This is a genomic window from Nocardia mexicana NBRC 108244, assembly GCF_001613165.1.
GTDB classification, from domain to species: domain Bacteria; phylum Actinomycetota; class Actinomycetes; order Mycobacteriales; family Mycobacteriaceae; genus Nocardia; species Nocardia mexicana.
On the sequence record NZ_BDBV01000135.1, the window covers coordinates 1 to 24,634 of the forward strand.

At 67.7% G+C, this 24,634-nt stretch carries 24 protein-coding genes and 1 pseudogene; 10 read left to right on the top strand and 15 right to left on the bottom strand.

Annotated features, from left to right (window positions below; translation table 11 throughout):
• The 7 genes from NM1_RS38515 to NM1_RS38545 all read right to left on the bottom strand — a co-directional run.
• The coding region (locus NM1_RS38515; RefSeq protein WP_157124092.1) for an AMP-binding protein at positions 1-768 on the bottom strand (768 nt) is incomplete at its 3' end.
• 176 nt (positions 769-944) lie between these two features.
• Positions 945-2,573, bottom strand: coding sequence for a monocarboxylic acid transporter (locus NM1_RS38520; RefSeq protein ID WP_068032372.1), 1,629 nt, complete (start codon positions 2,571-2,573; stop codon positions 945-947).
• Positions 2,570-2,926 carry a DUF485 domain-containing protein gene (locus NM1_RS38525; protein ID WP_068032375.1) on the bottom strand — a complete coding sequence of 119 codons (357 nt, stop codon included), beginning with the start codon at positions 2,924-2,926 and terminating at the stop codon, positions 2,570-2,572. Before NM1_RS38525 ends, NM1_RS38520 begins: the two co-directional genes overlap by 4 nt.
• A 154-nt stretch (positions 2,927-3,080) precedes the next feature.
• Positions 3,081-4,835 carry a sodium/solute symporter gene (locus NM1_RS38530; protein WP_068032423.1) on the bottom strand — a complete coding sequence of 585 codons (1,755 nt, stop codon included), beginning with the start codon at positions 4,833-4,835 and terminating at the stop codon, positions 3,081-3,083.
• A gap of 7 nt (positions 4,836-4,842) precedes the next feature.
• Positions 4,843-5,211 carry a hypothetical protein gene (locus NM1_RS38535; RefSeq protein WP_174556956.1) on the bottom strand — a complete coding sequence of 123 codons (369 nt, stop codon included), beginning with the start codon at positions 5,209-5,211 and terminating at the stop codon, positions 4,843-4,845.
• Positions 5,208-5,990: a LytR/AlgR family response regulator transcription factor gene (locus NM1_RS38540; RefSeq protein WP_068032378.1), complete on the bottom strand. Its 783-nt coding sequence runs from the start codon at positions 5,988-5,990 to the stop codon at positions 5,208-5,210. The genes NM1_RS38535 and NM1_RS38540 overlap by 4 nt, the downstream gene beginning before the upstream one ends.
• Before the next feature lie 33 nt (positions 5,991-6,023).
• Positions 6,024-7,223 carry a sensor histidine kinase gene (locus NM1_RS38545; protein ID WP_068032381.1) on the bottom strand — a complete coding sequence of 400 codons (1,200 nt, stop codon included), beginning with the start codon at positions 7,221-7,223 and terminating at the stop codon, positions 6,024-6,026.
• Positions 7,224-7,475: 252 nt separating this feature from the next.
• On the opposite strand from NM1_RS38545, the gene NM1_RS38550 reads away from it, so the two are divergent.
• A complete protein-coding gene (locus NM1_RS38550; protein WP_068032387.1) occupies positions 7,476-8,012 on the top strand; it encodes a redoxin domain-containing protein in 537 nt (178 codons plus the stop codon).
• A 215-nt stretch (positions 8,013-8,227) separates the two neighbouring features.
• On the opposite strand, the gene NM1_RS38555 is transcribed toward NM1_RS38550, so the two are convergent.
• Positions 8,228-9,199 (bottom strand): NAD(P)H-binding protein, encoded by a 972-nt coding sequence (locus tag NM1_RS38555; RefSeq protein WP_068032391.1) that lies wholly within the window; start codon positions 9,197-9,199, stop codon positions 8,228-8,230.
• A 377-nt stretch (positions 9,200-9,576) separates the two neighbouring features.
• Positions 9,577-9,915 carry a hypothetical protein gene (locus NM1_RS42815; protein WP_147289113.1) on the bottom strand — a complete coding sequence of 113 codons (339 nt, stop codon included), beginning with the start codon at positions 9,913-9,915 and terminating at the stop codon, positions 9,577-9,579.
• Between the two features lie 132 nt (positions 9,916-10,047).
• On the opposite strand from NM1_RS42815, the gene NM1_RS38565 reads away from it, so the two are divergent.
• Positions 10,048-10,353 carry a hypothetical protein gene (locus tag NM1_RS38565; RefSeq protein WP_084520454.1) on the top strand — a complete coding sequence of 102 codons (306 nt, stop codon included), beginning with the start codon at positions 10,048-10,050 and terminating at the stop codon, positions 10,351-10,353.
• A 66-nt stretch (positions 10,354-10,419) separates the two neighbouring features.
• Entirely contained in the window at positions 10,420-12,834 is a 2,415-nt protein-coding gene (locus tag NM1_RS38570) for an ATP-binding protein (protein ID WP_068032397.1), read from the top strand.
• A 44-nt stretch (positions 12,835-12,878) separates the two neighbouring features.
• On the opposite strand, the gene NM1_RS38575 is transcribed toward NM1_RS38570, so the two are convergent.
• Entirely contained in the window at positions 12,879-13,535 is a 657-nt protein-coding gene (locus tag NM1_RS38575; protein WP_246011616.1) for a TetR/AcrR family transcriptional regulator, read from the bottom strand.
• Positions 13,536-13,606: 71 nt separating this feature from the next.
• On the opposite strand from NM1_RS38575, the gene NM1_RS38580 reads away from it, so the two are divergent.
• From NM1_RS38580 to fadD11, 7 genes and pseudogenes are all read left to right on the top strand, one after another.
• On the top strand, positions 13,607-14,500 hold the full coding sequence (locus NM1_RS38580; protein ID WP_068032400.1) for a metal-dependent hydrolase: 894 nt from the start codon (positions 13,607-13,609) through the stop codon (positions 14,498-14,500).
• Positions 14,500-15,555, top strand: a complete 1,056-nt coding sequence (locus NM1_RS38585) for a PDR/VanB family oxidoreductase (protein ID WP_068032403.1) — start codon at positions 14,500-14,502, stop codon at positions 15,553-15,555. Before NM1_RS38580 ends, NM1_RS38585 begins: the two co-directional genes overlap by 1 nt.
• 40 nt (positions 15,556-15,595) lie before the next feature.
• Entirely contained in the window at positions 15,596-17,092 is a 1,497-nt protein-coding gene (locus tag NM1_RS38590) for an aldehyde dehydrogenase family protein (RefSeq protein ID WP_068032406.1), read from the top strand.
• A complete protein-coding gene (locus tag NM1_RS38595; RefSeq protein WP_068032409.1) occupies positions 17,089-18,549 on the top strand; it encodes a flavin-containing monooxygenase in 1,461 nt (486 codons plus the stop codon). The genes NM1_RS38590 and NM1_RS38595 overlap by 4 nt, the downstream gene beginning before the upstream one ends.
• Positions 18,546-19,397, top strand: a complete 852-nt coding sequence (locus NM1_RS38600; RefSeq protein WP_068032412.1) for a short-chain dehydrogenase/reductase — start codon at positions 18,546-18,548, stop codon at positions 19,395-19,397. Before NM1_RS38595 ends, NM1_RS38600 begins: the two co-directional genes overlap by 4 nt.
• Positions 19,397-20,326, top strand: a complete 930-nt coding sequence (locus NM1_RS38605) for an alpha/beta hydrolase (RefSeq protein WP_114699790.1) — start codon at positions 19,397-19,399, stop codon at positions 20,324-20,326. The genes NM1_RS38600 and NM1_RS38605 overlap by 1 nt, the downstream gene beginning before the upstream one ends.
• A gap of 19 nt (positions 20,327-20,345) precedes the next feature.
• Positions 20,346-22,158, top strand: a pseudogene (gene fadD11 / locus NM1_RS38610) (fatty acid--CoA ligase FadD11).
• Between the two features lie 123 nt (positions 22,159-22,281).
• On the opposite strand, the gene NM1_RS38615 reads toward fadD11, so the two are convergent.
• From NM1_RS38615 to NM1_RS43660, 5 genes are all read right to left on the bottom strand, one after another.
• Positions 22,282-23,064, bottom strand: coding sequence for a GTP pyrophosphokinase (locus tag NM1_RS38615; protein WP_068032440.1), 783 nt, complete (start codon positions 23,062-23,064; stop codon positions 22,282-22,284).
• A gap of 60 nt (positions 23,065-23,124) precedes the next feature.
• A complete protein-coding gene (locus tag NM1_RS38620) occupies positions 23,125-23,709 on the bottom strand; it encodes a GTP-binding protein (RefSeq protein WP_068032415.1) in 585 nt (194 codons plus the stop codon).
• Positions 23,690-24,055: a DUF742 domain-containing protein gene (locus tag NM1_RS38625; RefSeq protein WP_068032418.1), complete on the bottom strand. Its 366-nt coding sequence runs from the start codon at positions 24,053-24,055 to the stop codon at positions 23,690-23,692. Before NM1_RS38625 ends, NM1_RS38620 begins: the two co-directional genes overlap by 20 nt.
• Entirely contained in the window at positions 24,039-24,473 is a 435-nt protein-coding gene (locus tag NM1_RS38630) for a roadblock/LC7 domain-containing protein (RefSeq protein ID WP_068032420.1), read from the bottom strand. The genes NM1_RS38625 and NM1_RS38630 overlap by 17 nt, the downstream gene beginning before the upstream one ends.
• Positions 24,445-24,634, bottom strand: a 190-nt coding sequence (locus NM1_RS43660) for a hypothetical protein (RefSeq protein WP_218022191.1), incomplete at its 5' end; no start/stop codon positions are given. The genes NM1_RS43660 and NM1_RS38630, both read right to left, overlap by 29 nt.

The window sequence follows — 24,634 nt, forward strand, 5'->3', positions numbered from 1 at the left end:
GTCGTGCCACCACAGGTCGCGGCCCTCGGTCCACGGGACCTCGATCTCGGTGCGGCGCACCACAAGTACATGCTCCACGCTCGACGGTGTGTTGTGACCATCCGGCGCACTGGCTGGCCCCGCGTGGCTACCCTCCACTGCCTCCTCCGGGCCGGGTGCCGGTACGCCCGCGTCCCCATCCAGTGCCTCGTCCACGGCCGCTTTCAGCGGTGCGGCTTTGCCGCGCCGCCACTGCCCGTCGGTGGTGATGACCAGGCGGGCTTCGGCGTCGTCGACGCGTTGACGCAGCGCGGAGGGGGAGAAGCCCGCGAACACCACCGAATGGGTCAGCCCCAGTCGCGCGCAGGCCAGCATCGACACGATCGCCTCGGGCACCATCGGCATGTAGATGGCGACCCGGTCACCGGCCTCGAGGCCGAGTTCGGTGAGGTAGTTCGCGGCGCGGGACACCTCGGCGAGCAGGTCGGTGTAGGTGATGTCGCGCGAGTCGCCCGGTTCGCCTTCCCAGTGGATGGCGACCTGGTCGCCGTGGCCGTCGAGCACATGCCGGTCCACGCAGTTGTAGGCGACGTTCAGCTTCCCGTCGGCGAACCACTTCGCAAACGGTGCGTCGTCCCAGTCCAGGACGCGGGTGAAGGGTTGATGCCAATACAACCGGCGGGCCTGCTCGGCCCAGAACCCGTCCCGGTCGGCGGCGGCCCGATCGTACAGCGACGCATCGGCATTGGCAGCAGCGGCGAACTCCGCGCTCGGCGGATGAGCGGTCACGGCGAGTTCTGTTGCTGCGGAATCGAAGTCGTTGCTGTTGTGGTCGATGGCTGTGCCGGGCACGTGATGCTCCTGTGCGAGGGTGTTGGTGTGCAAGGCGATCCATTCACCGTCGCGGGGGTCCAGGCCGAGAGGTCGAACCCCGCGACGATTAGTGCCTGCGTGGGTAGGCGCGCTCAGTGCGCGACGGCCTTCTCCGCCCCGACTCCGGTGAGGGACCTGACCTCCATCTCGGCGGCCTTGCCCGGCTCGTCGTCCTTGCCGAGCAGGGTGCCGACGATGCCGAGCACGAATGCCAGTGGGATGGAGACGATTCCGGGATTGGACAGGGGGAACCAGTCGAAGTCGGCGCCGGGGATCATCGAGGATTTCGTGCCCGACACCGCGGGGGAGAACACGATGAGCACGATGGTGGAGATGAGCCCGCCGTACATGCTCCACAGCGCGCCGGTGGTGTTGAAGCGCCGCCAGAACAGCGAATACAGGATGGTCGGCAGGTTGGCCGCCGCGGCGACCGCGAAGGCCAGAGCGACCAGGAACGCGATGTTCTGGCCGTTGGCGAGGATGCCGAGGCCGATCGACAGTACTCCGATCACGACGGCGGTGATCCGGGATACCCGCACCTGTTTGATCTCGTCGACCTTGCCGCGCTTGATGACCCCCGCGTAGATGTCGTGCGCGAATGACGTTGCGGCGGTGATGGTCAGGCCGGCGACCACGGCGAGGATGGTGGCGAAGGCGACCGCGGAGATGACGCCGAGCAGGATCACCCCGCCCAGTTCGAATGCCAGCAGGGGCGCCGCCGAGTTCTGGCCGCCGGCCGCGGCGAGGATCCGGTCGGGTCCGACGATGGCGGCGGCGCCGTAGCCGAGCACCAGCGTGAACAGGTAGAACGCGCCGATCAGCCCGATCGCCCACACGACTGATCGGCGCGCCTCCTTCGCGGTCGGCACGGTGTAGAACCTCATCAGGACATGCGGCAGACCCGCGGTGCCCAATACCAGTGCCAGACCGAGAGATACGAAGTTCAGCTGGGAGGTGGCGCTGCCGCCGTACTGCGCGCCCGGGGCGAGCACGTCACGCGACGCCACCGCCTTGTTCGCCGAGCCGGAGACCGCGTCCTGGGCCGAACGCAGGATGTCGGAGAAGTTGATCCCGAACTTGGTGAAGACCATGACGGTCATCAGGGCCGCGCCGGCGATCAGCAGGACGGCCTTGATGATCTGCACCCAGGTGGTGCCCTTCATGCCGCCGACCAGCACGTACACGATCATGAGCACGCCGACCACGGCGATGACGATGGATTGCCCTGTCTTGCTGGAGATGTCGAGCAGCAGCGCGACCAGGCCACCGGCGCCCGCCATCTGGGCGAGCAGGTAGAACAGCGACACCGCGAGCGTGGTCAGCGCGGCGGCGGTGCGCACCGGTCCCTGCTTCAGCCGGAAGCTCAGGACATCGGCCATGGTGAATTTGCCGGTGTTCCTGAGCATTTCGGCGACCAGCAGCAGGGCGACGAGCCAGGCCACCAGGAATCCGATGGAGTACAGGAATCCGTCGTAGCCGTATACCGCGATGGCCCCGGCGATGCCGAGAAAGCTTGCGGCGGACAGGTAGTCACCGGCGATGGCGATGCCGTTCTGCGGGCCGGAGAAGCCGCGGCCGCCGGTGAAGTAGTCGGCGGCGGTGCGGGTGTTGCGGCTGGCCCGGATGACCACGACCATGGTGACCGCGACGAAGGCGCAGAAGATCGCGATATTCGCGGCGGGATTGCCGACCGCGGCGGCGGCAAGGTACGACTCGTTCACGCCCGCCCTCCTTCGAGCTGTTCGCGGATGGCAGCCGCGCGCGGATCGAGCTGCCTGCCCGCGAACCGAACGTAGAGTCCGGTGATCACGAAGGTGGACACGAATTGCGCCAGGCCGAGCAGTAATCCGACATTGATATCACCGAACACCTCGGTGGCCATGAAGTCGTGCGCGTAGGCGCCGAGCAGCACGTAGGCGAGATACCAGAGCAGGAACAGTGCGGTCATCGGGAAAACGAAGCGCCGCAACCGGTTCCGGAGTTCCTGGAACTGCGGGCTCGCTTGCATGGTCTCGAATTCCTCGGCACTCGGCATCCGCTGCGGCGGCGCGGCGGAGGTGTCGATGTCGGTCATCGGTCGTCCTAGCATGTGACGGGGCTTACTGTCTCTCGACGCTAACGAGCCGACCGAGCAGCTGTATCGGTGTGGCGGCGGTCACTCGGTGAAGGTGGCCGGCTGTGCGGTGAGCGGTCGATCGGTCGCGACGAACGGTCGGGCGTGAGATCGTTCAGTCGGAGCGCAGCGCCCGCTCTCGATCGGCGCCCATGCCCATCCGTTCGGGTGCGTGCAGCCGTACGAAGATGCGTGCCACCGTGCGCGGGTCCTGGCGTCGAGTCAGCATGCTGGTCAGGATCATCGATGCGAAGGCCAGCGGGACGCTCACCGCCGCGGGATAGCCGAGCACGACCGCGGGCCAGCCGCCCAGGAGGTCGCCGGACACGCCACCCAGCACGGACACCACGGTGGCGCTGCCCGCGGTCAGGCCGCCGACGACCAGCCCGGTCGCGGCGCCCGCCGCGGTCAGCCCGCGCCACCAGATGCCGAGCACCAGCAGCGGGCACAGTGTCGAGGCGGCGACCGAAAACGCCAGTGCCACCGTGCGAGACAGATCCAGCGACGCCACCGTGACCGACAGGCCGAGCGGCACCGACCCGGCCACCAGCGCGGCCACCCGGAAGTCACGGATCCGCCCCCGCAGCATGTCGGTGCTCAGCACACCGGCGATGCTGACGAGCAGGCCCGAGGACGTGGACAGAAACGCCGCCATCGCGCCCGCGGCGACCAGCGCCGCCAGCAACTGCCCCGGCACGCTGGACAGCACCGAACCCGGCAGCAGCACCACGGCCGCGTCGGAGGTGCCCGTGATCAGCAGTTGCGGCACGTACAACCGCGCGAACACCCCGAGTAGCGTGGGAAACAGATAGAAGACGCCGACCAGGCCGATGACCGCGAGCGCGGTGATCCGGGCCGCGCGACCATCGGGATTGGTGTAGAAGCGCACCAGCACGTGCGGCAGGCCCATGGTGCCGAGGAAGGTCGCGATGATCAATGAATACACCTGGTACAGCGCATGATTCCCGCCGAATCCGCCACCCGGCGAGAGCCAGGCGTCGCCGTCCGCCGGGGCGCCGGCCACGACCGGGACGGCATCGCCCGGCTCCAGCACCAACTGTGTCCCCGACGCGAGGTCGTGTTCTCCCGGAGCGAGCCGTACCGGACCGCCGACGGCCTGCCCGTCGAGGGTTCCCGTGATCGAAACCTGTTGGGCCGCACCGATCTGCACCGCCACATCGGTGGTGATGTCGACCGTGGTGCGCTCGGTGACGACCGGGGGAGCCGCCGTGCCCAGCGGGCGGTCGGCGGAGAGGAAGTGGCCGAGCAGAACCAGTGCGGGCAGGGCGACCGCGGTGAGCTTGAGCCAGTACTGGAATGCCTGGACCAGGGTGATCGAGCGCATTCCACCGCCCGCCACATTGGCGATCACGATGATCCCCACCGCCACCGCGCCCACCCAGCTGGGCACGCCGAGCAGGATGCGCAGTGTCAGCCCGGCGCCCTGGAATTGCGGAATCAGGTACACCCCGCAGATCAGCACCACGACCACCGCGGCGAGTCGACGCAACCGCAACGACCCGAGCCGGAACTCGGCGAAATCGGGCACGGTGTAGGCGCCCGACCGCCGCAGCGGGGCCGCGACGAACAACAGCAGGGCCAGGTATCCGGCCGTGAAGCCGACGGGATACCACAGCGCGTCCGCCCCGAATTTGGCGATCAGGCCCGCGACCCCGAGAAACGAAGCGGCCGAGAGGTATTCGCCGGAGATGGCCGCGGCGTTCCAGCGCGGTCCGACGCTGCGGGAGGCGACCAGGAAGTCCGATGTGGTGCGGGCCAGCCGCACACCGTAGACGCCGATGGCGACCGTGGCCAGCGCGGCCAGCGTGAGCGCGGCGACGGTGAGCACCGGCGAGGTCACGGTGTTCACGGTCACCTCAATCCTCCGCCAGCTCGAGGAAGTCCTTCTCGTTGCGTTCCGCCGAGCGGATGTAGATCCAGCCGACGACGAACAGCAGGGGATAGGCGGCGACGCCGAGCAGCAGCCACGGCAGCCGGACGCCGAGCACGACCATCGATCCCAGGGAGCCGATCCGCATCAGCAGCGGCAACGACCCGAGGATGAGCACCGTGACCAGGCCCGTCCGCAGCGCCAGGCCCAACTGGGCGCGGACCAGCCCGCTGATCAACGCCGCGCCGATCTCGGTCTGCTCGGCCACCTCGACCCGGGTGCGAACCCGGCGGGCGCCGCGCCGCTCGGCCAGCACCACCCGCTGCCGCGCCGGACGGTGCCCCGGCCCGGTCACCGCGTGGTCCAGCTCTGCCGCGGCCCGTGCACCAGGCGCTGCTTGAGCTCGCGCACCTGACGCCTGCTGACCGGTAGCTCCACCGCGGCGGCGCTGCCCTCGGCGCGCAGGCGCACCACCGTCGCGGTTCCGGTCGTGCGCAGCCCCGTCACCAGCCGCAATGCCACCAGGTAGGACCGGTGCACCCGCAGGAAGCCCGCGTCCTGCCACCGGGATTCCAACGCCGACAACGGGATTCGCACCAGATGCGAACCGTTGCTGGTGTGCAGGCGCGCATAGTCGCCGTCGGCTTCCACCCAGCTCACCGTCGACCGATGCACCAGTGTGGTCACCCCGCCGAGTTCGACCGGAATGACTTCGTTGGGATCCGCCCGAGCCGCCGAGTCCGCCGATGCCGGGGCGCGCGAGCCGACGATCCGCCGCACCGCCTCGGCGAGGCGCTGCTCCCGCAGGGGCTTGAGCAGATAGTCGACCGCCCCGAGATCGAACGCCGACACCGCACGGTCATCGTGCGCGGTCACGAAGACCACCGCGGGGGGCTGCGCGAACTCCGAGAGGATTCCCGCGAGCTCCATACCGTCCAGCCCGGGCATGTTGATATCCAGGAACACCGCGTCGACCGGGTGCGCCCGCAGCAGCCGCAGGGCGGTGGTCGCATCGCTCGCGGCGTGGATCTCCCCGACCTCCGGCTGCGTGCGCAGCAGATACACCAACTCGTCCAAAGCCGGTTTCTCGTCGTCCACGGCCAGCACTCGCAGCGCGCCGCCCGTCTCACCCATGGTCCTCGTCACAACACGGTCATCCTATGTGGGTCACGCCTTGATGCCCGCGCGGAATTTGGGGACTCGCAGGCTGACCTTGGTCCCGGCGCCGAGGGCGGTCTCGACGACCAGGCCGTAGTCGTTGCCGAAGGCCGAACGCAGCCGATCGTCGACATTGGCCAGCCCGATGTGGACGGCCTGGCCCGATCCCGCCGGACCCGCCCCGGTCTCCACCGCATCGAGGGCACCGGAACGCAGCAGCTCGGGATCCATGCCCACCCCGTCGTCCTCCACGCTGATCACGCAATCGGTCCCCGCATCCGTCGCGACGATCACGACCGTCCCGCCGCCCTGACTGGACGCCAGACCGTGCCGGACCGCGTTCTCCACCAGCGGCTGCAACGCGAGGAACGGCAGCGTGACGCCCAGCACCTCGGGAGCGATCTGCAACCGCACCTGCAGCGCCTCACCGAAGCGCGCCTGCTCCAACACGAGGTAGCGCTCGATATTGCGTAATTCGTCGGCCAGCACCGTGAATTCGCCCGCCGCCCGGAAGGAGTAGCGGGTGAAATCGGCGAACTCCAGGACGAGTTCGCGGGCGCGATCCGGGTCGGTGCGCACGAACGACGCGATGGTGTTGAGCGCGTTGTAGATGAAGTGCGGGCTGATCTGCGCCCGCAGCGCCCGCACCTCGGCACGGTCCAACCGCGCCCGCGACGCGTCCAGCTCCGCCAGTTCGAGCTGACCGCACGCATACCGCGCCACCTCCGCCACCGCACCGAGCTGACCCGGCCCCGGCGATCCGCCGATCACCACGCCCAGCGCACCGGCGACACCCGTGCTCTCGATGAGAAGTGGCTGGGCAACCACGGTCCGCCCCGCGTGCTCACCGTTCTCCGATCCCGTGACGAGCACCGCCCGCTCACCCGCCATCGCCCGCTCGGCCGCGGCCGTGAAATCACCCGCGAGATCGGCGTGCGGCCCGTCCCACGCCAGCACCGTGCCGTCGACATCCGCAATGCCCAGCGCGGCGGCCCCGGTCAGCGCCCGCAGATGCGGCGCCGCCTCCCGCGCCGCCTCCTCGGTCAGCCCGCGCCGCAACGGAACCGCGGCCAGCGAGGCCGTATGCAGCGCGGTGTGCACCGCCCGCTCCGCGGGCGTCGTCACCATCCGCCGCGTGCGCACCCACAACAGCAGCGCACCGGCCACCAGCCCCACTGCGACGACGACCCCGACCACAGCGGCCGTCATCGAGCACCCCGGCGTCGATGCCGCGAGATCACCATCCGCCGATTATCGCGCCCGGGAACCCTGGTCGCCGATGCAGTACAAGTCGGCGTGGCATGCGGGCCGCCGCCGAACTGGCCGAGGCCACCGGCTTTCGCGGATAGCCCCCTGGTTCGACGTGGTCGGCCGTGGGTGTCTCGGCGGGAGCTGCCGCGACGTCGGAGAGCCGCGCGGATAGTGGTGTGCGACTTCGAAGCGTGTGGTTGTCTGACTGTCATGGATGTAGGCGATATCGTGGCGCCTCGCGAGTTGGAGACGATCGGCACCTCGGTCGTGGCGGTGCCCGATGCGAAGCGCTTGGTGCACATGCAGTTCCGCCGCTTCGCCGGATGCCCGATCTGTCACCTGCACCTGCGGTCGGTCGCGCGACGGCACGATGAGATCGCTGCGGCCGGTGTGGTGGAGGTTGTCGTTTTCCATTCCGACGCGGCCGCGTTGCGCAAGTATCAGGACGACCTGCCGTTCACCGTCGTCGCGGATCCTGGACGCGTGCTGTACACCGAATTCGGTGTGGAGTCCTCGCCGACTTCGGTCGCGCATCCGCGTGCGATGCTCGCTGCCGCGAGAGGCGCGATACATCAGCGGTCGGTGGGCGCGGCGCTCGGACGCGGCGAGGATCATTTCGGTCTCCCCGCCGATTTCCTGATCGCCGCCGACGGCCGGGTGCTGGACCGCAAGTACGGCACGCATGCCGACGATCAGTGGTCGGTAGACGACATTCTCGACCGGGCAGAACGATTGGGCTCTCATTGACCGGTGTCCGCGGTGCCGAGCGGTTTCTGGAGCAGCAGGATTCCCAGCAATACCGGCGCTCGCCGGTTCGGCCGACGACGGTGTCAGCGGATCGGTCGCCGGGGTGTCTCGGCGTGAGATCGTCGGCGGCCGATCACGATCGCGACCGTGAGGAGCGCGCCGACGAGTAGCGCCATGCCCAGGCCAGCTGTTGGACGCGGCGAGGTTTGCCCGGCTCACTCTCCGGATCGCGGGCGGAACACTCGGGCGTGTTCGGCGGCCCATGCCTGGTAGGTGCGGGGCGGCCGGGCGATGATCTCCTGGACCGTGGGTTGCTGATCGAGGGTCCACTGTGTGAGTTCTTCGCGGCGGGCCGCGTACTCCTGCAGGGCATAGAGCGTGACCTCGACGGCTCCCTCCGGCCAGCCGTCGCGACGCCAGATCGCGCGGCTCTCGTCCGGGGTCAGTTCGACGACGTCGATGTCGCGGCGGACCGCCTTGCCGATCCCGTCGATGCGGGCGCGGGTACTCAGCGGTGGTCCCACCGCCTCGAGCACCGTTCCGGCGTACTCGGTCGTGCGCAGTGCCGCCGCCGCGACGGCGGCGAGGTCCTCCTCGTGAATGAAGGGGTAACAGCCCGTGTGGGCGAATGCCTCACGGACCACGCCGTCCGCGCCGCGGATCGTGCCTGCCCAATCCGATCCCGTGGCGGGGTAGGTGCCCTCCAGGAGCGCTCCCATGACGGCCGATGGGCGGATATGTGTCCAGGTCAGTCCGGAGCGCTCGACGGAACGCTCGATGGCGAGCCAGAACCATGTTTCCGGCGGGTACTGCTGCTCGTACTCCGGCCCGTGCGAGGACAGCAGGACGACGTGACGCACGCCCGCCGCCTTGGCCTGCCGCAGAACTTCGTCCACCGTCGAGGGAATCGCGCCCGCCAGGAAGACAGCCTCGACACCGGGCGTCGCCACCGCGACGTCCGAGGGCGAGGTGATGGTCCCCGGCACGAGTTCGACGTCATCGGGCCAGTCCGCGAGCTGACCCGGCTCGGCCAGCACACGCACCCTGCTCCCGGAGGCCGATAGTTGCCGTGCCAGCCGTCGCCCGATGATCCCGGTCGGGCTGGCGCCTTCGCGCTTGCGCGGGGAGACTGCGGTCAGCAGGTATAGGGGGCCCGTTTCCTGTGCGGCACAGTGGATTCGGCGCATGACAAGATCCTCCGAAGTGGTCGGCTGGAGATCTTGCGCCTGATCGCGATCGGTGCGGCACGATCGCCGCCCAGATGGCGTACCACGGTTGCGGATCCGTTCGACCGACAGTAGCAGCCGCGGCGCGCCGAGCGGAACGCCGTCCGCTGGTTCTGGGTCAGGTCGGCCGACGGCGACCTCGAGGCCGGCCCATGGTCGGCTTGCCGTCGACGAGCACCGAGTCGATCTTGACGATTCTCTACCGGTGGCTATGACTGCTTCCGGTCGTATCCCGCGAATGTGCATGGGACAGCGTTGCCAGAGGTTCGCCAACGGGTATCACTGTCCGTCCGGATAACCAGGCATCGTGTTTGCCGCTGGGGAGGGTATCTGTACCGTCAGTGTCCGTCGCGGGGTGGTCGCTGACGGCCGCGGAAGTGTATTCCACCGGCAATGTCGCGTCCCTGTACGAGATTTCCGCCGATCGAGCCGCTGACCTCGTTCCGGACTTCGGATACGGCAGGTTCGTTCTCGGCTTTCCTGGCCGTATTCCGACTCCGTTCGTTTATTCGGTCGATGGCAAGTGATATTCCGATACCGGCGACGGTGAGGATTATTACCGCGAGCCAGGCAATGGCGTCGTTTTTGAGATCGGTAGCAAAGTTTATTGCGATACCCGAAGCGGCCGTGACGACAGGAAGTAGGCCGACGGCGAGGATTCTGGGAATAGCTCTCACTCCTCGAGTGTCTTGCGTGGCCCCGACCCGCTTGCCAGTGACCACCCGGTTGTCGCAGATTCCAGTTCCCGTCCGAAGATCTTGTGCTACGTTGGTTCCTGGTTGAATATTTTACAGTGGAAGGGTGCTGCCGTGAAGGTATGGAAACCGGATCCCATTTCTACGTATATTCGGCGGCGTCTGGGTCCCACATCGAAGGAGCCTGGGACGGGTCGGTCCCGGGACGAGACGGCCAGCGGCGGTGGCACGACGAAATGCCCGGGGATCTGGGAACTCGACAACGGTGACATCGCGATCATCGGACGGGACGTGACCGATGAATTCCAGTCGAAACTTCCCGAGGGGGTGAAGATTCACCCCAACGAGAAAATGGTGGTCCTCCCTCCCGGACTTCTCATCCTGGCGAAGCCGGACCTGCCGGATGATTGGCCCGAGTGATCTGACTCGCCGTATTATGTTCAGCATCGGTTATCGGTCACGCGAATCAACGTAGCGAGTAGCAATATGGCACCCAGCGAGCTGCCGGACCGTGCGGAGAGTGATCGGCACGGGCATCATTCCGAGTTGTCCGGGTCGGCATCCGAGGTGGTTCAGGCTCGGGACATTCGAGGAGGAGTTCATTTTCACGGCATCGACGTCGCCGCCGGGATGACACCGAGGCAACTTCCCAGCGACGTGGGAGCCTTCGTGAACCGTACGAAGGAACTGACACAACTCGACGGTATTCTCGCGGACGAGCGCGCCGAAGCGTCACCCGTCGGTATATATGTCGTTACGGGAACTGCCGGGGTTGGCAAAACGTCACTGGTGTTGCACTGGGCGCACGGCATTCGGCATCGATTCCCGGATGGACAGTTCTACCTGAACCTATGTGGTTACGATCCGGGGCCGCCGGTGAAACCCGAGCAAGCTCTCGATCGCTTCCTGCGGGCGCTGGGTATGCCACCGAGTTCCATTCCGATGGATCTCGATGACAAGTCTGCGCTGTATCGGTCTCTCGTGGCCGGACGGCGATTGCTGGTGGTTCTCGACAATGCCGCGACCGTCAAACAGGTGCGGCCGTTGCTGCCGGGTACAGCGGATTGCCTGGTGCTGGTGACCAGCCGCAGCCGCCTGTCCGGGCTCGTCGCCAGGAACGGTGCGCAACGGTTGTCGGTGGACGTGTTGCCCGAGGCGGAGGCGGTGAATCTGTTGCGCACCGTGACGGCCGATTACCGCGACAGTGACGCCCCCGAGGAGCTGGTCGAACTGGCGCGGCTGTGCGCGCGACTGCCGTTGGCGCTGCGGATCGCCGCCGAACGTGCATCCAGCAGGCCGCTGATGCCGCTCAGTGATCTGATCACGGAACTGCGCGACGAGTCGTCGCTCTGGGACGCCCTCACTGCCGACGACGACGATGAGGCCGATGCGGTGCGTACTGTGTTCGCTTGGTCCTATCGGGCATTGCCCGCCGACGCGGCACGCATGTTCAGACTCCTGGGCCTGCATCCCGGCCCGGACTTCGGCATCTCGGCAGCAGCGGCCATCACCGGCGTCGGTCCGCCCCGAACGCGGCAGGCACTCGATGTCCTCGTGGGCGCACATATGCTCGAGCAGTACGCCCCCCGCCGCTACCGGCTGCATGACCTGCTCCGCGCGTATGCGGCTGACCAGGCTCTTCAGCACGAGACCCCGCAGAGCCTCCGGTCCGCGCTGCGGCGAGTACTCAGCTGGTACCTCTGGACCGCGGCCAATGCTGCGATCGCATTCGCCCCGTCGGAACGACGTGTCTCGATCGACGCATACGAGGAACAGCCCGCCGTCGCATCGGAGTTTGCCGGGCCCTCCGAAGCATATGATTGGTACGAGGAGGAGCGGGAGAACCTCGCCGCGGCAATCCGCGCCGCGAGCGATGCCGGGCTCCACGAATTCGGATGGCAGCTGCCTGCGGTCCTGAGCGTCATCCATGGTCGACAGCATCTGTTCGACGAATGGATCGGCGCCGGGGAGACCGGCCTCGCATCGGCCCGCCGGGTCGAAAACCGCTACGGCGAAGCACAAATGCTCGAGAGTCTGGGCCAGGCATACACCGAGGCGCAGCAACTCGACCGAGCGGAGGAACTTCACCGCAACGCGCTGGCAATTCGCCGGGAGATCAGCGACCGGCAAGGGCAGGCCATGTCGATCAACGCGCTCGGAATACTGGCGTCTCATCGGCACCGGTACACCGAGGCGCTGGCCGATTACGAGGAAAGTATCGCCATCGCACGGGAACTCGGCGATCGTGACTGGGAGGCCCTCCTGCTGGGAAACCTCGGCATGACTTACTACGATCTGACCCTTCTCGAGTCGGCGGCGGACACGCTCCACACGGCCGTCATGCTCTGCCGTGAGGTGAACGATCGCAGATCGGAGGGCAACGCCCTGTGCTATTTGGCTATGGCGCAACGCGAAATGGGCCGTACGGACGAGGCCATGGACACTATTCAGACCGCGCTCGCCATTGCCCGAGAGGACGATCACCACGCGTTCGAGGCGTTCTGGCTGCAGGAGCTGGCTCGGGTCGAACGCGCACTGGGGCGGACGTCCGAAGCACTCGCCTCCTACCAGCACGCCGCCGCAACTCACAGACGCCTCCGTGATCGAGCCAGGGAAGCGATGGCGCTGGACGGAACCGGAGAGACATATCAGGAGCTCGGGCGCCCGGACGAGGCCGCGAAGTTCCACCGCCTTGCGATAAACACCTACCGTGAGTTGGACATTGCCGATCGGATGCTCCTGGCGACAGCGCTCGCCAATCTCGCCGCATCACTGCAGGAAGATCGGAACAGCGATGAAGCGCGACCACACTGGGAGGAAGCCGCAGCCGTGTTGGCGGAACTCGATGACCCCAGGGCGGTCCTGCTGCGCCACCGAATCGATGAAGCCCTGGAACGCTGACCGGCATCGCACACGCCGGGCTTCCGGGTGAAGGTTGGTCGGCGCTAGGCGGCCGGTACCGGGCCCGTGATGATCGGCACCAGGTACGTGTGTGCGAAGGCGGCCAATTCCTCGTCGGTTTCGAGCGGGACCACCCCGTGGGGTGACAGGATCATCGAATGGACTATGCGGCAGACGATTTCGGCGCGGGTGATCAGGTCGGTGCCGCTGTCGAGTAGGCCTCGCTGCGCGGCCTGTTCGAGGGCCGCCGCGGTTGCCGACACGCACATGGTGAAGACGGATTCGCTGTCGGTGGTGAGCTTGGAGAGCACCCGCTCGGGTTCGAGGGCGAGCAGGCGGGCGGCGAGCGGATGGGTGCGCCACCGGGTGATGACGGTGATGAAGATGTCGGCGGTGAGATCGGCGAGCGCGTCGTGCCGGTCGGGGATCTCGGCGACCTCGGCGAGCACGGCCATGATCTCGCGGTTCATGACCGCGTGGACCAGATCGTCGCGCGACCCGATGCGGCGGTAGACCGTGGCGCGGTCGACCCCGGCCTGGCGCGCGACCTCTTCGATGGTGGTCTTCTTGATGCCCACCTTCTCGAACTGCACCAGCGCCGCGTCGATGATTCGATTCTCGCCCTCGTCGTCGCTATTGGGGCGGGTCGGGGCGGTTTTCGGCGCGGTCATCACGCCGTCCACGGTAGCAAAGTCCAGCACCTTTGCAACGTTTTACTCCTATTTGTCGCAGCAACATTGCCACGCCATATGTTGCGATGTACGGTCTTGGCATGGTTGAACAGGTTGGTGCGACGGAGCGCCGCTACGGCGACGAGGCGCATGCGATCAACGCCCGGGATGTGCGCTTCGACTTCGATTCGGTGCCGATGCACTACATCCCGGGCGAGGTCCTGGCCACGCACATCGTCAATGTCATGCATCTGGTGCTGCCGGAAGGCGAGCGGGCGATGGCCCAGGCCCTGGCCGAGGCGCTGCCGCACATCGACGACGAGCGGCTGCGGGAGGAGGTGCGCGGATTCGTCGGGCAGGAGACCATGCACGCGAACAGCCACGAGGCCGCGCGCGTACACCTGCAATCGATCGGCCTCGACGTCGATTCGTATGTCGGCAAGATCGCGTGGCTGGTCGACCGCGTACTCGGCGGCCACGGCCTGACCGGGCGGGCCGAGCAGGAATGGCTGAAGGAACGGCTCGGGCTGTTCGCGGGCATGGAGCACTACACCGCGGTGCTGGGGGAGTGGCTGCTGAACGCCGACGTGCTCGAGGAGAAGGGTATGCATCCGGCCATGCTGGATCTGGTGCGCTGGCACGGCGCCGAGGAGGTCGAGCACCGCAGCGTGGTCTACGACGCCTTCATGCACCTCGACGGAAGCTACGCCCGCAAGGCGCGCACCGCGGTCCTCGCCAGTGCGCTGCTGCTGCCGCTGTTCGTCATATCGACCGGCTACCTGTACCGGAAGGATCCGTCGCGTGACAAGGGCCGGTTCTGGGGACTGCAGTGGCTGAATGCCACTCGGCGCGGGGTGGTTCCGAGTTGGACCGTATTCCTCACCGAACTGCCGCGGTATCTGCGGCCCGGGTTCCATCCGTCGCAGCTGGGGCCGATGGACAAGGCGCTGCGGTACCTGGCGCATTCACCCGCTGCCCGGGCGGCCGGACACTGATGTCGGCACCCGTTGTGTACGAGTCGTTTTCGCCGCCGCCGAGCCTGCGGTTACTGGCCGGAGCCATCGATGCGTATCGGAAGGTGTTCGCCAGTGGCCCGGCCGCGGGGGTGCTGTCTCGCCCGAACCCGGTGCGCCGCAGCGGATTCGATCTGGACCTGGTGATCGAGAAGGTCGAGCGGGAGGCCGAGGACGTGGTCGCCCTGACCCTGCGCGCGCACGGCGGCGCGTCGCTGCCGCACTGGCGGCCGGGCTCGCATCTGGACCTGCTGCTCCCGTCCGGCCGGCTGCGCCAGTACTCGCTGTGTGGTGATCCGGCGGATCGACGGCGATACCGGATCGCGGTGCGTCGGATCCCCGACGGTGGAGGCGGGTCGCTGGAGGTGCACGAAACGCTGCGCGCCGGTGATCCGATCCGAGTGCGGGGGCCGCGCAACGCGTTCACCTATGTGGAGGCGCCGTCCTATCTGTTCCTCGCGGGTGGCATCGGCATCACGCCGATCCTGCCGATGGCTCGCGCCGCGGCCGAGCGGGGACAGCTGGTCTATACCGGGCGGTCGCGTGGCACGATGCCGTTTCTCGACGAGGTCCCCGACACCGCGGACATCCGGCCGGACGACGAGTTCGGCACCCCTGATATCGCGGAGTTCATCGCCCGGGCCGAACCCGGTGCGGCCGTGTATGTGTGCGGTCCGCCGCCGATGCTGGCGGCGGCGCAGCGCTGCATGTTCGAGCTCAACCCGACCGGCTCGCTGCACACCGAGCGGTTCTCCGCCGCACCGGTCGTCGACGGCCGGGAATTCGACATCGCGTTGGCCCGCACCGGCACGACCGTCCGGGTGGGCGCCGCGGAAACCGCGTTGACCGCCATTCGCCGCGCGGTGCCCGATGTCGGATATTCGTGCCGGCAGGGCTACTGCGGCACGTGCAAGGTCCGGGTCCTGGCGGGGCGGGTCGACCACCGTGACAACGCACTGACCGAAGCCGAACGGCGCGACCGGATGCTCGTCTGCGTCTCGCGCGCCGAAGGCGAAGAACTCGTTCTCGACCTGTGACCCGAGAAGGGACAACCACCACCATGCAGGATCACCTGTGATGGCGACATCGACGACAACCACCGGCGGCGCAACCACTTTCGAGGTGCGCAATCCGGCGACGGGCGAAGTCGCCGGCGTCTTCCCGAACCACGACCGGGCCGCCGTCGACGCCGTGGTCGATCGCGCCCACGCGGCCGCCGAGTGGTGGGCCGCGCTCGGGTTCGCCGAGCGAGCCCGGCGGCTGGACCGCTGGCGCGCCGAAATCACCCGCGGCAGAAACGAACTCGCGCAACTGATCCACACGGAGATGGGCAAGCCCGTTTCCGACGCCAAACTCGAGATAGCGATGGGCCTCGAACATCTGAAGTGGGCGGCACGCAACGCCCACAAGGTCCTCGGCAGGCGATCGGTGCGATCGAGTCTGCTCACGATCAATCACGCCGCGACGGTCGAGTACCGGCCCTACGGCGTCGTCGGAGTCATCGGCCCGTGGAACTACCCGGTGTTCACCCCGCTGAGTTCGGTGTCGTTCGCCCTCGCGGCGGGCAATGCGGTGGTGTTCAAACCCAGTGAGTACACCCCGGGCGTCGGGGTCTGGCTGACCGACGCGTTCGCGCGGGCCGTGCCGGAACAGCCCGTGTTCGAGGTCGTGACGGGATCGGGCGAAACCGGGAACGCGTTGTGCCGCAGCGATGTCGGCAAGATCGGCTTCACCGGATCGACCGCCACCGGTAAACGGGTGATGGCGGCGTGCGCCGAGAACCTGACCCCGGTGCTGATGGAGTGCGGCGGTAAGGACGCGATGATCGTCGACGCGGATGCGGACATCCGCGCGGCGGCGGAGGCCGCGGTATGGGGTGGATTGTCCAACGCCGGGCAGACCTGTCTCGCGGTGGAGCGAATCTATGTGCACGCCGATGTCTACGGCGTGTTCGTGGGAGAGCTCGTCATGCAGGCACGCGCCATCGATGCGGGGCGCCCGGAATCGAAGATCGGCCCGATCACCATGCCCAAGCAGGTCGACATCATTCGGCATCAGATCGAGGACGCCGTCCTGCGCGGGGCGCGGGCGCTGATCGGCGGTCCGGACGCGATCGACGGGCAGTTCGTGCAACCGACGATTCTGGTGGACGTCGACGACGATGCGCCCGCGATGACCGAGGAAACGTTCGGGCCGGTGCTGGTCGTGACCAAGGTGCGGGATATGGACGAGGCGGTCGAGCGCGTCGATGCGGGGGTCTACGGGCTCGGGAGCACCGTGTTCTCCCGTCGTCACGGCCGCCTGATCGCCGGGCGACTCCGCGCGGGCGCCACCTCGATCAATGCCTTCGTCGCACACGCCACGGTCCCGGCGCTGCCGCTGGGCGGCGTCGGCGCCTCCGGGTTCGGGCGGGTACACGGGCCCGACGGGCTCCGGGAGTTCGCCTACGCCAAAGCTACTACGCGCCAATTGTTTCCGTCACCGTTGCCGCTGACCACCTTCCGCCGCACCGCCGTCATCGACGCCGTCGCGGACAGGCTGGTCGCCGTGCTGCACGGAAGGAGCCGATCATGACCGATCCCCTCGAGCACCGCCACATCGCGATCGTCGGCGCCGGTTTCGGTGGTATCGGGCTGGCGATCAAACTGCGCGAGGCCGGGTTCGACGATCTGGTGATCCTGGAACGCGCCGACGATCTCGGCGGGACGTGGCGGGCCAACACCTACCCCGGCTGCGCCTGTGACGTGCCGTCGCACCTGTACAGCTATTCGTTCGCCCCGAATCCGAACTGGTCGCGCACCTACGGCCGCCAATCGGAGATCCTCGACTACATCCGCGGCGTCGCCACCGAGCACGATGTGGTGCGGTCGATCCGGTTCGGCGCCGAGCTGCTCGACGCTCGCTGGGACGACGACGAGTCGCTGTGGCGCATCGAGACCGCGCAGGGTCGCCTCACAGCGGACTTCCTCATCTCGGCGGCGGGTATCTTCGCCGAGGCGAAGTACCCGAACCTGCCGGGGCTGGACAGGTTCGAGGGCAAGGCATTTCATTCGCTGCACTGGGATCACGAGCACGATCTCACCGGTGAGCGGGTGGCGGTCATCGGCACCGGAGCCTCCGCCGTGCAGTTCGTTCCCGAGATCCAGCCCCAGGTGGCCGAGTTGCTGCTGTTCCAGCGGTCCGCGCCGTGGATCGTGCCCCGCATGGATCGGCCCACGCTCGCCGCGGAACGCTTCCTGCTCCGGCATCTTCCCTTGGCGCAGAGGGCGGTTCGTGGTGGCTGGTATGCGGCCATCGAGTCCTTCGGGCTCATATCCCTGGTCGACCAGCGCTTCCGGCACCTCTACGAGTCACTGGCCAGATTCCAGCTGCTGCGACAGGTGCGCAACCCGCGGTTGCGCGCGACGCTGACCCCGGACTACGTGATCGGGTGTAAACGCGCGATCTTCTCCGACGCCTACCTGCCCGCGCTCGACCAGCCGAATGTGGAGGTCGTGACCGACGGGATCGCCGAGGTTCGCCCGCGGTCGATCGTGCTGCGCGACGGCACGGAACGCGAGGTCGACACCATCATCTTCGGCACCGGGTTCACGGCGATTCCGACCGCGTACGACCGCTTCGCCGGGCGTGACGGTGGGAGCTTGGGGAAGCTGTATCACGAACGGCCGCAAAGCTATCTGGGCACCGCGGTGGCCGGTTTCCCGAACTTCTTCATGACCCTCGGCCCGTTCGGCGCGGCGGGCAATCAGTCCGCGCTCTACATGATCGAGTCCCAGATCGCCTACATCGTCGACGCGCTGCGGGACGCGCGGCGTCGTGGTGCGCGCCGAGTCGAACTGCGCGAGGAGGTCCAGGTGGCCTTCCTCGACGAGATGGCGCGGCGCAGTTCGTCCACCGTCTGGCTCACCGGGGGCTGCCGGAGCTATTACACGACGCCGGACGGGCTGAACGCCGGTTTGTATCCGAACTGGAGCTTCGAATACCGCCGCCGCACAAGAAAATTCGATTCCGACTCCTACGAGGTGGCGTGACCGTGAACAAGAGCTATCCGGTGGCGGGGAAGGTCGCCGTGATCACCGGCGCGGGACAGGGCATCGGCCGTGAGCTCGCCATGGTCCTGCATCGGCGCGGTGCGTCGGTGGCCGTGGTGGACATCGATGCCGGGAGCATCGCCGACCTCGCCGACGAGCTGGGAGATCGCGTACTTCCCGTGACCGCCGATGTCTCGGACCGCGACGGGATGGTCGCGGCGATCGACCGGGTCGCCGACCGATTCGGGCGGCTCGACATCGTGGTCGCCAACGCCGGTGTGGTGCCGCGCCCCGCCACGCTGCGGTCCCTGCACGGCCGCGACTTCGACCGAGTCATCGATATCAACCTCACCGGGGTGTTCAACACGGTGCACCCCGCGCTCGACCATGTGATAGCGGCCGGCGGTCACGCGGTGGTGGTCTCGTCGTGTGCCGCCTTCGCGCCCGGGATGGGGGGAGCGCCGTACATGATCAGCAAGGCCGGTGTGGAACAGCTCGGCCGGGCGTTGCGGGTCGAGTTGGCGGCGGTCGGTGCGACGGCGGGCGTGTCCTACTTCGGCATCGTCGACACCGCGATGACGCACGACACGCTCGACCGCGACGACCTCGGACAGGCCCTGAACCGTCTGCTGCCCTGGCCCCTGAGCGTGCGCATTACCGCCGCCGAGGCCGCGAAATCGGTGGCCGACGGAATCGAGCGCCGAGCGGCCCGCACCATCGCACCGGTCGGCTGGCAGCCGTACTCCCTGCTGCGCGGTGCGGTCAATGTCGTCCTGGACAGCCGGCTCGCCCGCGACAGCCGAGTGCACGAACTCATACGCGGCATCGAACGGCGCGTGGAGGCGTAGTGGAGATCGAGGCCGGGCGCGGCGCGACGGGCTCGGTGCGAGCGCGCGCCCTACGCCGTATCTCCTCGCACACCGTCGCGCGGCTGGGCGCGATGCTGCCGGTGGACGATCGAACGCTGCCGGTGGCCCGCGCGGTGATCGACGGGACATTGCGGGCCGTCGCTCCGCCCCTGCGCGGCACCGGAGTGCGTGAGATCGCCGAGGGATCCGTTCGTGGCGAATGGGTGTACGGGCCCCGAGTTTCTCGCGGCGACGCGGTGGTGCTGTATGTGCACGGTGGCGGGTTCGTCGCCGGTTCCGCTCGGTCGTTCCGCGGTGTGTCGTCCCGGCTGTCGCAGGCGACCGGCCTGCCGGTGTTCGCTATGGACTATCGCCTCGCTCCTGAACACCGATCCCCGGCGGCGGTGGAAGACACGGCGGGTGCGTACCGATGGCTGCTGAACCGGGGATATTCGCCGAGCAGCATCGTCGTCGCCGGGGATTCGGCAGGTGGCTATCTGGCGGCGGACTTGGTGATCGCCAACGCCCGCAACGGTTTACCCGCTCCGGCCGGGCTACTGCTGTTCTCTCCCATGGTCGGACCGGGCAGGTCGCGACACGGTCGCGACGGATTGCTCAGTCCCGCGCTGATGCGGGCCGCGGTCTCCCTGTTCACCGACAGCCCATTGACCCTGCCGCTGGCACCGGGACAGGCGTTGCCGCCCACGCTGATTCAGGTCAGCGACTCCGAGCTGCTCACCGCCGACGCGATCGATTTCGCGGACCGCCTGCGGGCGCTGGGCACCGACTGCGAGCTGCAGGTGTGGCCGGGACAGATACATGTATTCCAGGCGTTGGCCGCGCTCGTGCCGGAATCCCGGCGGGCCTTCGCCGCCGTCGGCGACTTCGTGGCGTCGCGACTGGATTCCGTTGCGGCGCAAGCAGTATGACCTCGAGAGGAACTCGATGATGAGCAATCCGCAGTTCACCACCCTCTGCGCCGCGTTCCAGCACGTAGCCAACCTGGAGCCCGACGCGATCGCGCTGCGGACGCCGGGCGATGTGGCGCTGATGACCTGGAGCCAGTACACCAGGCGAGTGCGCAAGGTGGCCGCCGGGCTGGCCGCGCTGGGCGTGGGTCGCGGTGACACCGTGGCGCTGATGATGTCCAACCGCATCGACTTCTACCCGCTGGAGGTCGGTGCCCAGCACCTCGGCGCCACCTCGTTCTCGGTGTACAACACGCTGGCGCCCGAGCAGCTCGCGCACGTACTCGGCAATTCCGGTGCGCGCGTGGTGATCTGCGAACCGCAGTACGTCGAGCGAGTGCGCGACAGCGAGGCCGTCGTCGAGCACATCGTGTGCCTCGACGATGCACCAGCCGGTACCATTTCGGTCGCCGAACTGATCGCGGGCGGTGATCCGAGTTTCGACTTCGCCGCCACCTGGCAGGCGGTGCGGCCCGATGATGTTGCCACGCTGATCTATACGTCCGGGACCACCGGCCACCCCAAGGGCGTCGAGACGACGCACGCGAACCTGATGTTCGAGTGCTACGCCGTGGAGCAGGTGCTGGGCATCCGGTTCGGCGACACCATCACCTCCTATATGCCCTCCGCGCATATCGCCGATCGGCTGACTTCCCTGTACTTCCAGGAGGTTTTCGGCACCCAGGTAACCTGCGTCGACGACCCGGGCAGAATCGGCCCGGCGCTGGCGGACCTGCACCCGACGATCTGGGGCGCGGTGCCGCGGGTCTGGGAGAAGCTGCAGGCGGGCCTGAAACTCGCGGTCGCGAACGAATCGGAGCAGACCCGGCCGCTGCTCGAGAAGTCGCTCGACGTCGCCACCGAGCGCGGCGGCTATCTGCTTGCCGGACAGCCGATTCCGGCGGAGCTGGAGACCGAATGGCAGCGGGCGGACGAACTCGTGCTGTCGAAGCTGCGCGCGAAGATCGGGCTGGACCGCGTGCGGTGGGCGCTGTCCGGGGCGGCGCCGATTCCCCGCGACACCCTCGCCTTCTTCCGGGCTCGGCATTCCGATCACCGAGATCTGGGGCATGTCCGAGCTCGCGTGCATCTGCAGCATCAGCCATCCGGACCGCGCGAGACTCGGTACGGTCGGCACGTTGCTGCCCGGGATGGAGGCCGAAACAGCAAGCGACGGTGAACTACTCGTTCGCGGACCGCTCGTGATGAAGGGATATCGCGGGGAGCCGGACAAGACCGCGGAAGCGGTGGACCGCGACGGTTGGTTGCACACCGGTGACGTCATCGCGATCGACGACGACGGCTACCTCACCGTCGTCGACCGCAAGAAGGACCTCATCATCAACGCCGCGGGCAAGAACATGTCGCCCGCCATCATCGAGAACACCGTCAAGGCGCACTCGCCGCTGATCGGGACGATGATGGTCGTCGGCGACGGCCGCGCCTACAACACCGCCCTGGTCGTCCTGGACCACGATGCGGCGAGAGCATTTGCGGCACAACATAATCTGCCCGACTCGTCGGCATCGGCGCTCGCCGCCGACGATACGCTGCTCGCGAGCATCGCCGCTGCCGTCGCCGCGGGTAATGCCGAGCTGTCCCGCGTCGAACAGGTCAAACGCTTCCGCATCCTGCCCGCGTTCTGGGAGCCCGGCGGCGACGAACTCACCCTCACCCTCAAGGTGCGCCGCCGCCTCGTCGCCGAGAAGTACGCGACGGAGATCGCCGAGCTCTACGCCCAGCCGCCGAGCGGAGCGGTGCACGAGCCGTTACGGTTCGAGTTGCGTTCGTAGGATCGTGGAGCCGGGCGCTCGCACGGCCTGGGCGAGCGCACTTACCCCCGCTACACCCCGATCACATGGCGCATGCCGAACGGTGCTGCGGTGGGCGAATCCGAACAGTCGGTTGGGCGACGCTCAGCTACCGTCCCGGTACGAGGGCAAGGGCTGGTCTGCGGTGATGCTGTTGTACAGCTGCCGGAAATCCAGTGACTCGAGTGGGCCGGGGCGGGTGTGGGCGGTGTGGTCGACCTGGCGGTGCAGGGCTTCCATCTTCTCGTCCAGCTGGGCGGCGACCTCGGCGGCCTGGGTCAGGTCGCTGCGGAGATTCGGGGGGACCTCGCCGCGGTACTTGTAGTAGATCTTGTGCTCGAGGCTGGCCCAGAAGTCCATCGCGATGGTGCGGATCTGGATTTCGACCGGCATCCGCTCGGTGCGATCGGAGCGGAATACCGGAATCGACACGATCAGGTGCAGGCTCTGATAGCCGTTCGGTTTGGGGTGGGTGATGTAGTCGCGCTCCTCCAGGAGGGTGATGTCCTCCTGGCCGACCAGCATGTCCCGGATCACGGCGATATCGGAGAGGAAGCTGCAGACGACGCGGACCCCGGCGATATCGAGCACATTCTCCCGGATGGAGGCCAGGTTCATCGCGTAGTTCTTGCGCTGGACCTTCTCCAGAACGCTCTCGGGGGACTTGAGGCGCGATCCCACGTGCTCGATGGGGTTGTACTCGTGGGTGTTGTTGAAGTCCTCGCGCAGGATGTTGATCTTGGTCGTGACCTCGTCGATCGCGAACTTGTAGCCGAGCATGAAGTCGAGGAACTGCTCGCGGAGCGCGCGAACATCGTCGACGGTGACGGGACCCCCGTTGCCACGGGAGTCCCCGTGGGCGCTTGCGGTCGGCTGCCAGGCTCTCATCCAGCTCATTCTGCCTTTGCCCACGGTTTTCCCGCCACGTCGGGTGAGATCCACCACGGTTCAGGGCTGGACGCGGGCGATGAGGTATTCGACCAGTGTGACCAGGGTCTGCTTGCACGACTGTCGTTCTCGGGCGTCGCACAGCCGGATGGGGACCGCGATGTCGAGGTCCAGCGCGTCGCGGACCTCGCCGGGCGTGTAGAGCGGTGCGCCGTCGAAACAGTTCACACCGACGGCGAACGGGACGCCGCGGCTCTCCAGGAAATCGATCGCGGCGAAGGAACTGTCCAGGCGGCGGGGGTCGGCGAGGACGACGGCGCCGAGTGCGCCGGCGGCGAGCTCGTCCCAGAGGAACCAGAAGCGGTCCTGTCCGGGCGTGCCGAACAGATACAGGACCAGGTCCGGGCCGATGGTGAGGCGGCCGAAATCGAGGGCCACCGTCGTGGTGGTCTTCTCCGCCACCCCGGTCAGATCGTCGACGCCGGTGCTGAGTTCGGTGATGAGCTCCTCGGTGTGCAGCGGTTCGATCTCGCTGATCGCCGAGACGAGGGTGGTCTTGCCGACGCCGAATCCGCCGGCGACGAGAATTTTCACCGAGGCCGCCAGGCCGGTGGCTCGGGTGACGTCAGAGTGCGCGTATGCCATTCAGGACCGCTCGGAGTAGGCCGACATCGGGAGTGTCGGTGGCTGGTGGGGAACGGAAGGTAAGTCTGCCCTCGTCGACCAGGTCGCCGATGAGGATTTTGGTCACCGTCAGGGGGAGGCGCAGCTGTGCCGAGACCTCCGCGACCGACTGTGGCGTGCGGCAGAGCCGGATGATGGCGGTGTACTCGGGTTCCCGGCGCGGTGCGGGGCCGGTTCCCGAATTCACCACCAGGGTAGCGAGATTCAGCTCCGGCCGGGCGCCGCCACCGCGCCCGCGCGTGATCGCGTAGAGGCGGACCATCGGGCCCGCCTCGTCCTCGTACCAGGATTCACGCGGGGTACTCATGATCTCTCGGCTCGGCCGCGTAGGGACGTGGATCGACCGACAGGTGGGTCCCCACCCGCTGCACCGTCTGGTTCATCTCGTAGGCCACCATCCCCATATTGGCGTTCTCCGATGTCAGCAGGGCCAGGCAGGCGTTGTCCCCGGCGGCGGTGATGAACAGGACGGCGTGGTCGAGTTCGACCACCGTCTGGCAGACGCCCCCGGCGTCGAAGTGGTGCCCGGCGCTGCGGGCCAGGCTGTGCAGCGCGGAGGCCATCGCGCAGAATCGCTCGGCGCCGGGCCGGTCCAGCTCCGCGGAATGACCCAGCAGTAGTCCGTCGGTGGACAGCACCACCGCGAACTTGACGTCGGTGAGCGCCCGGACCAGGTCGTCGAGCAGCCAGCCGAGGCTAGTGGGATCGGAAGTGGTGGTCATCATCGCCTTCTCGTCGAGTGAATTCTGCTGTGCTGGAGCCGGATTCGGCGCGCGACTGACGTCCCTGCCGGGTGCCGTTCTGGATGGCGCTCATCAGGTCGCGGGCGTCGGCGGAGCTGCGTTGCCGGGGTGCCGCGGGGGTGGCCGGCGCCGCCGGTTCGACG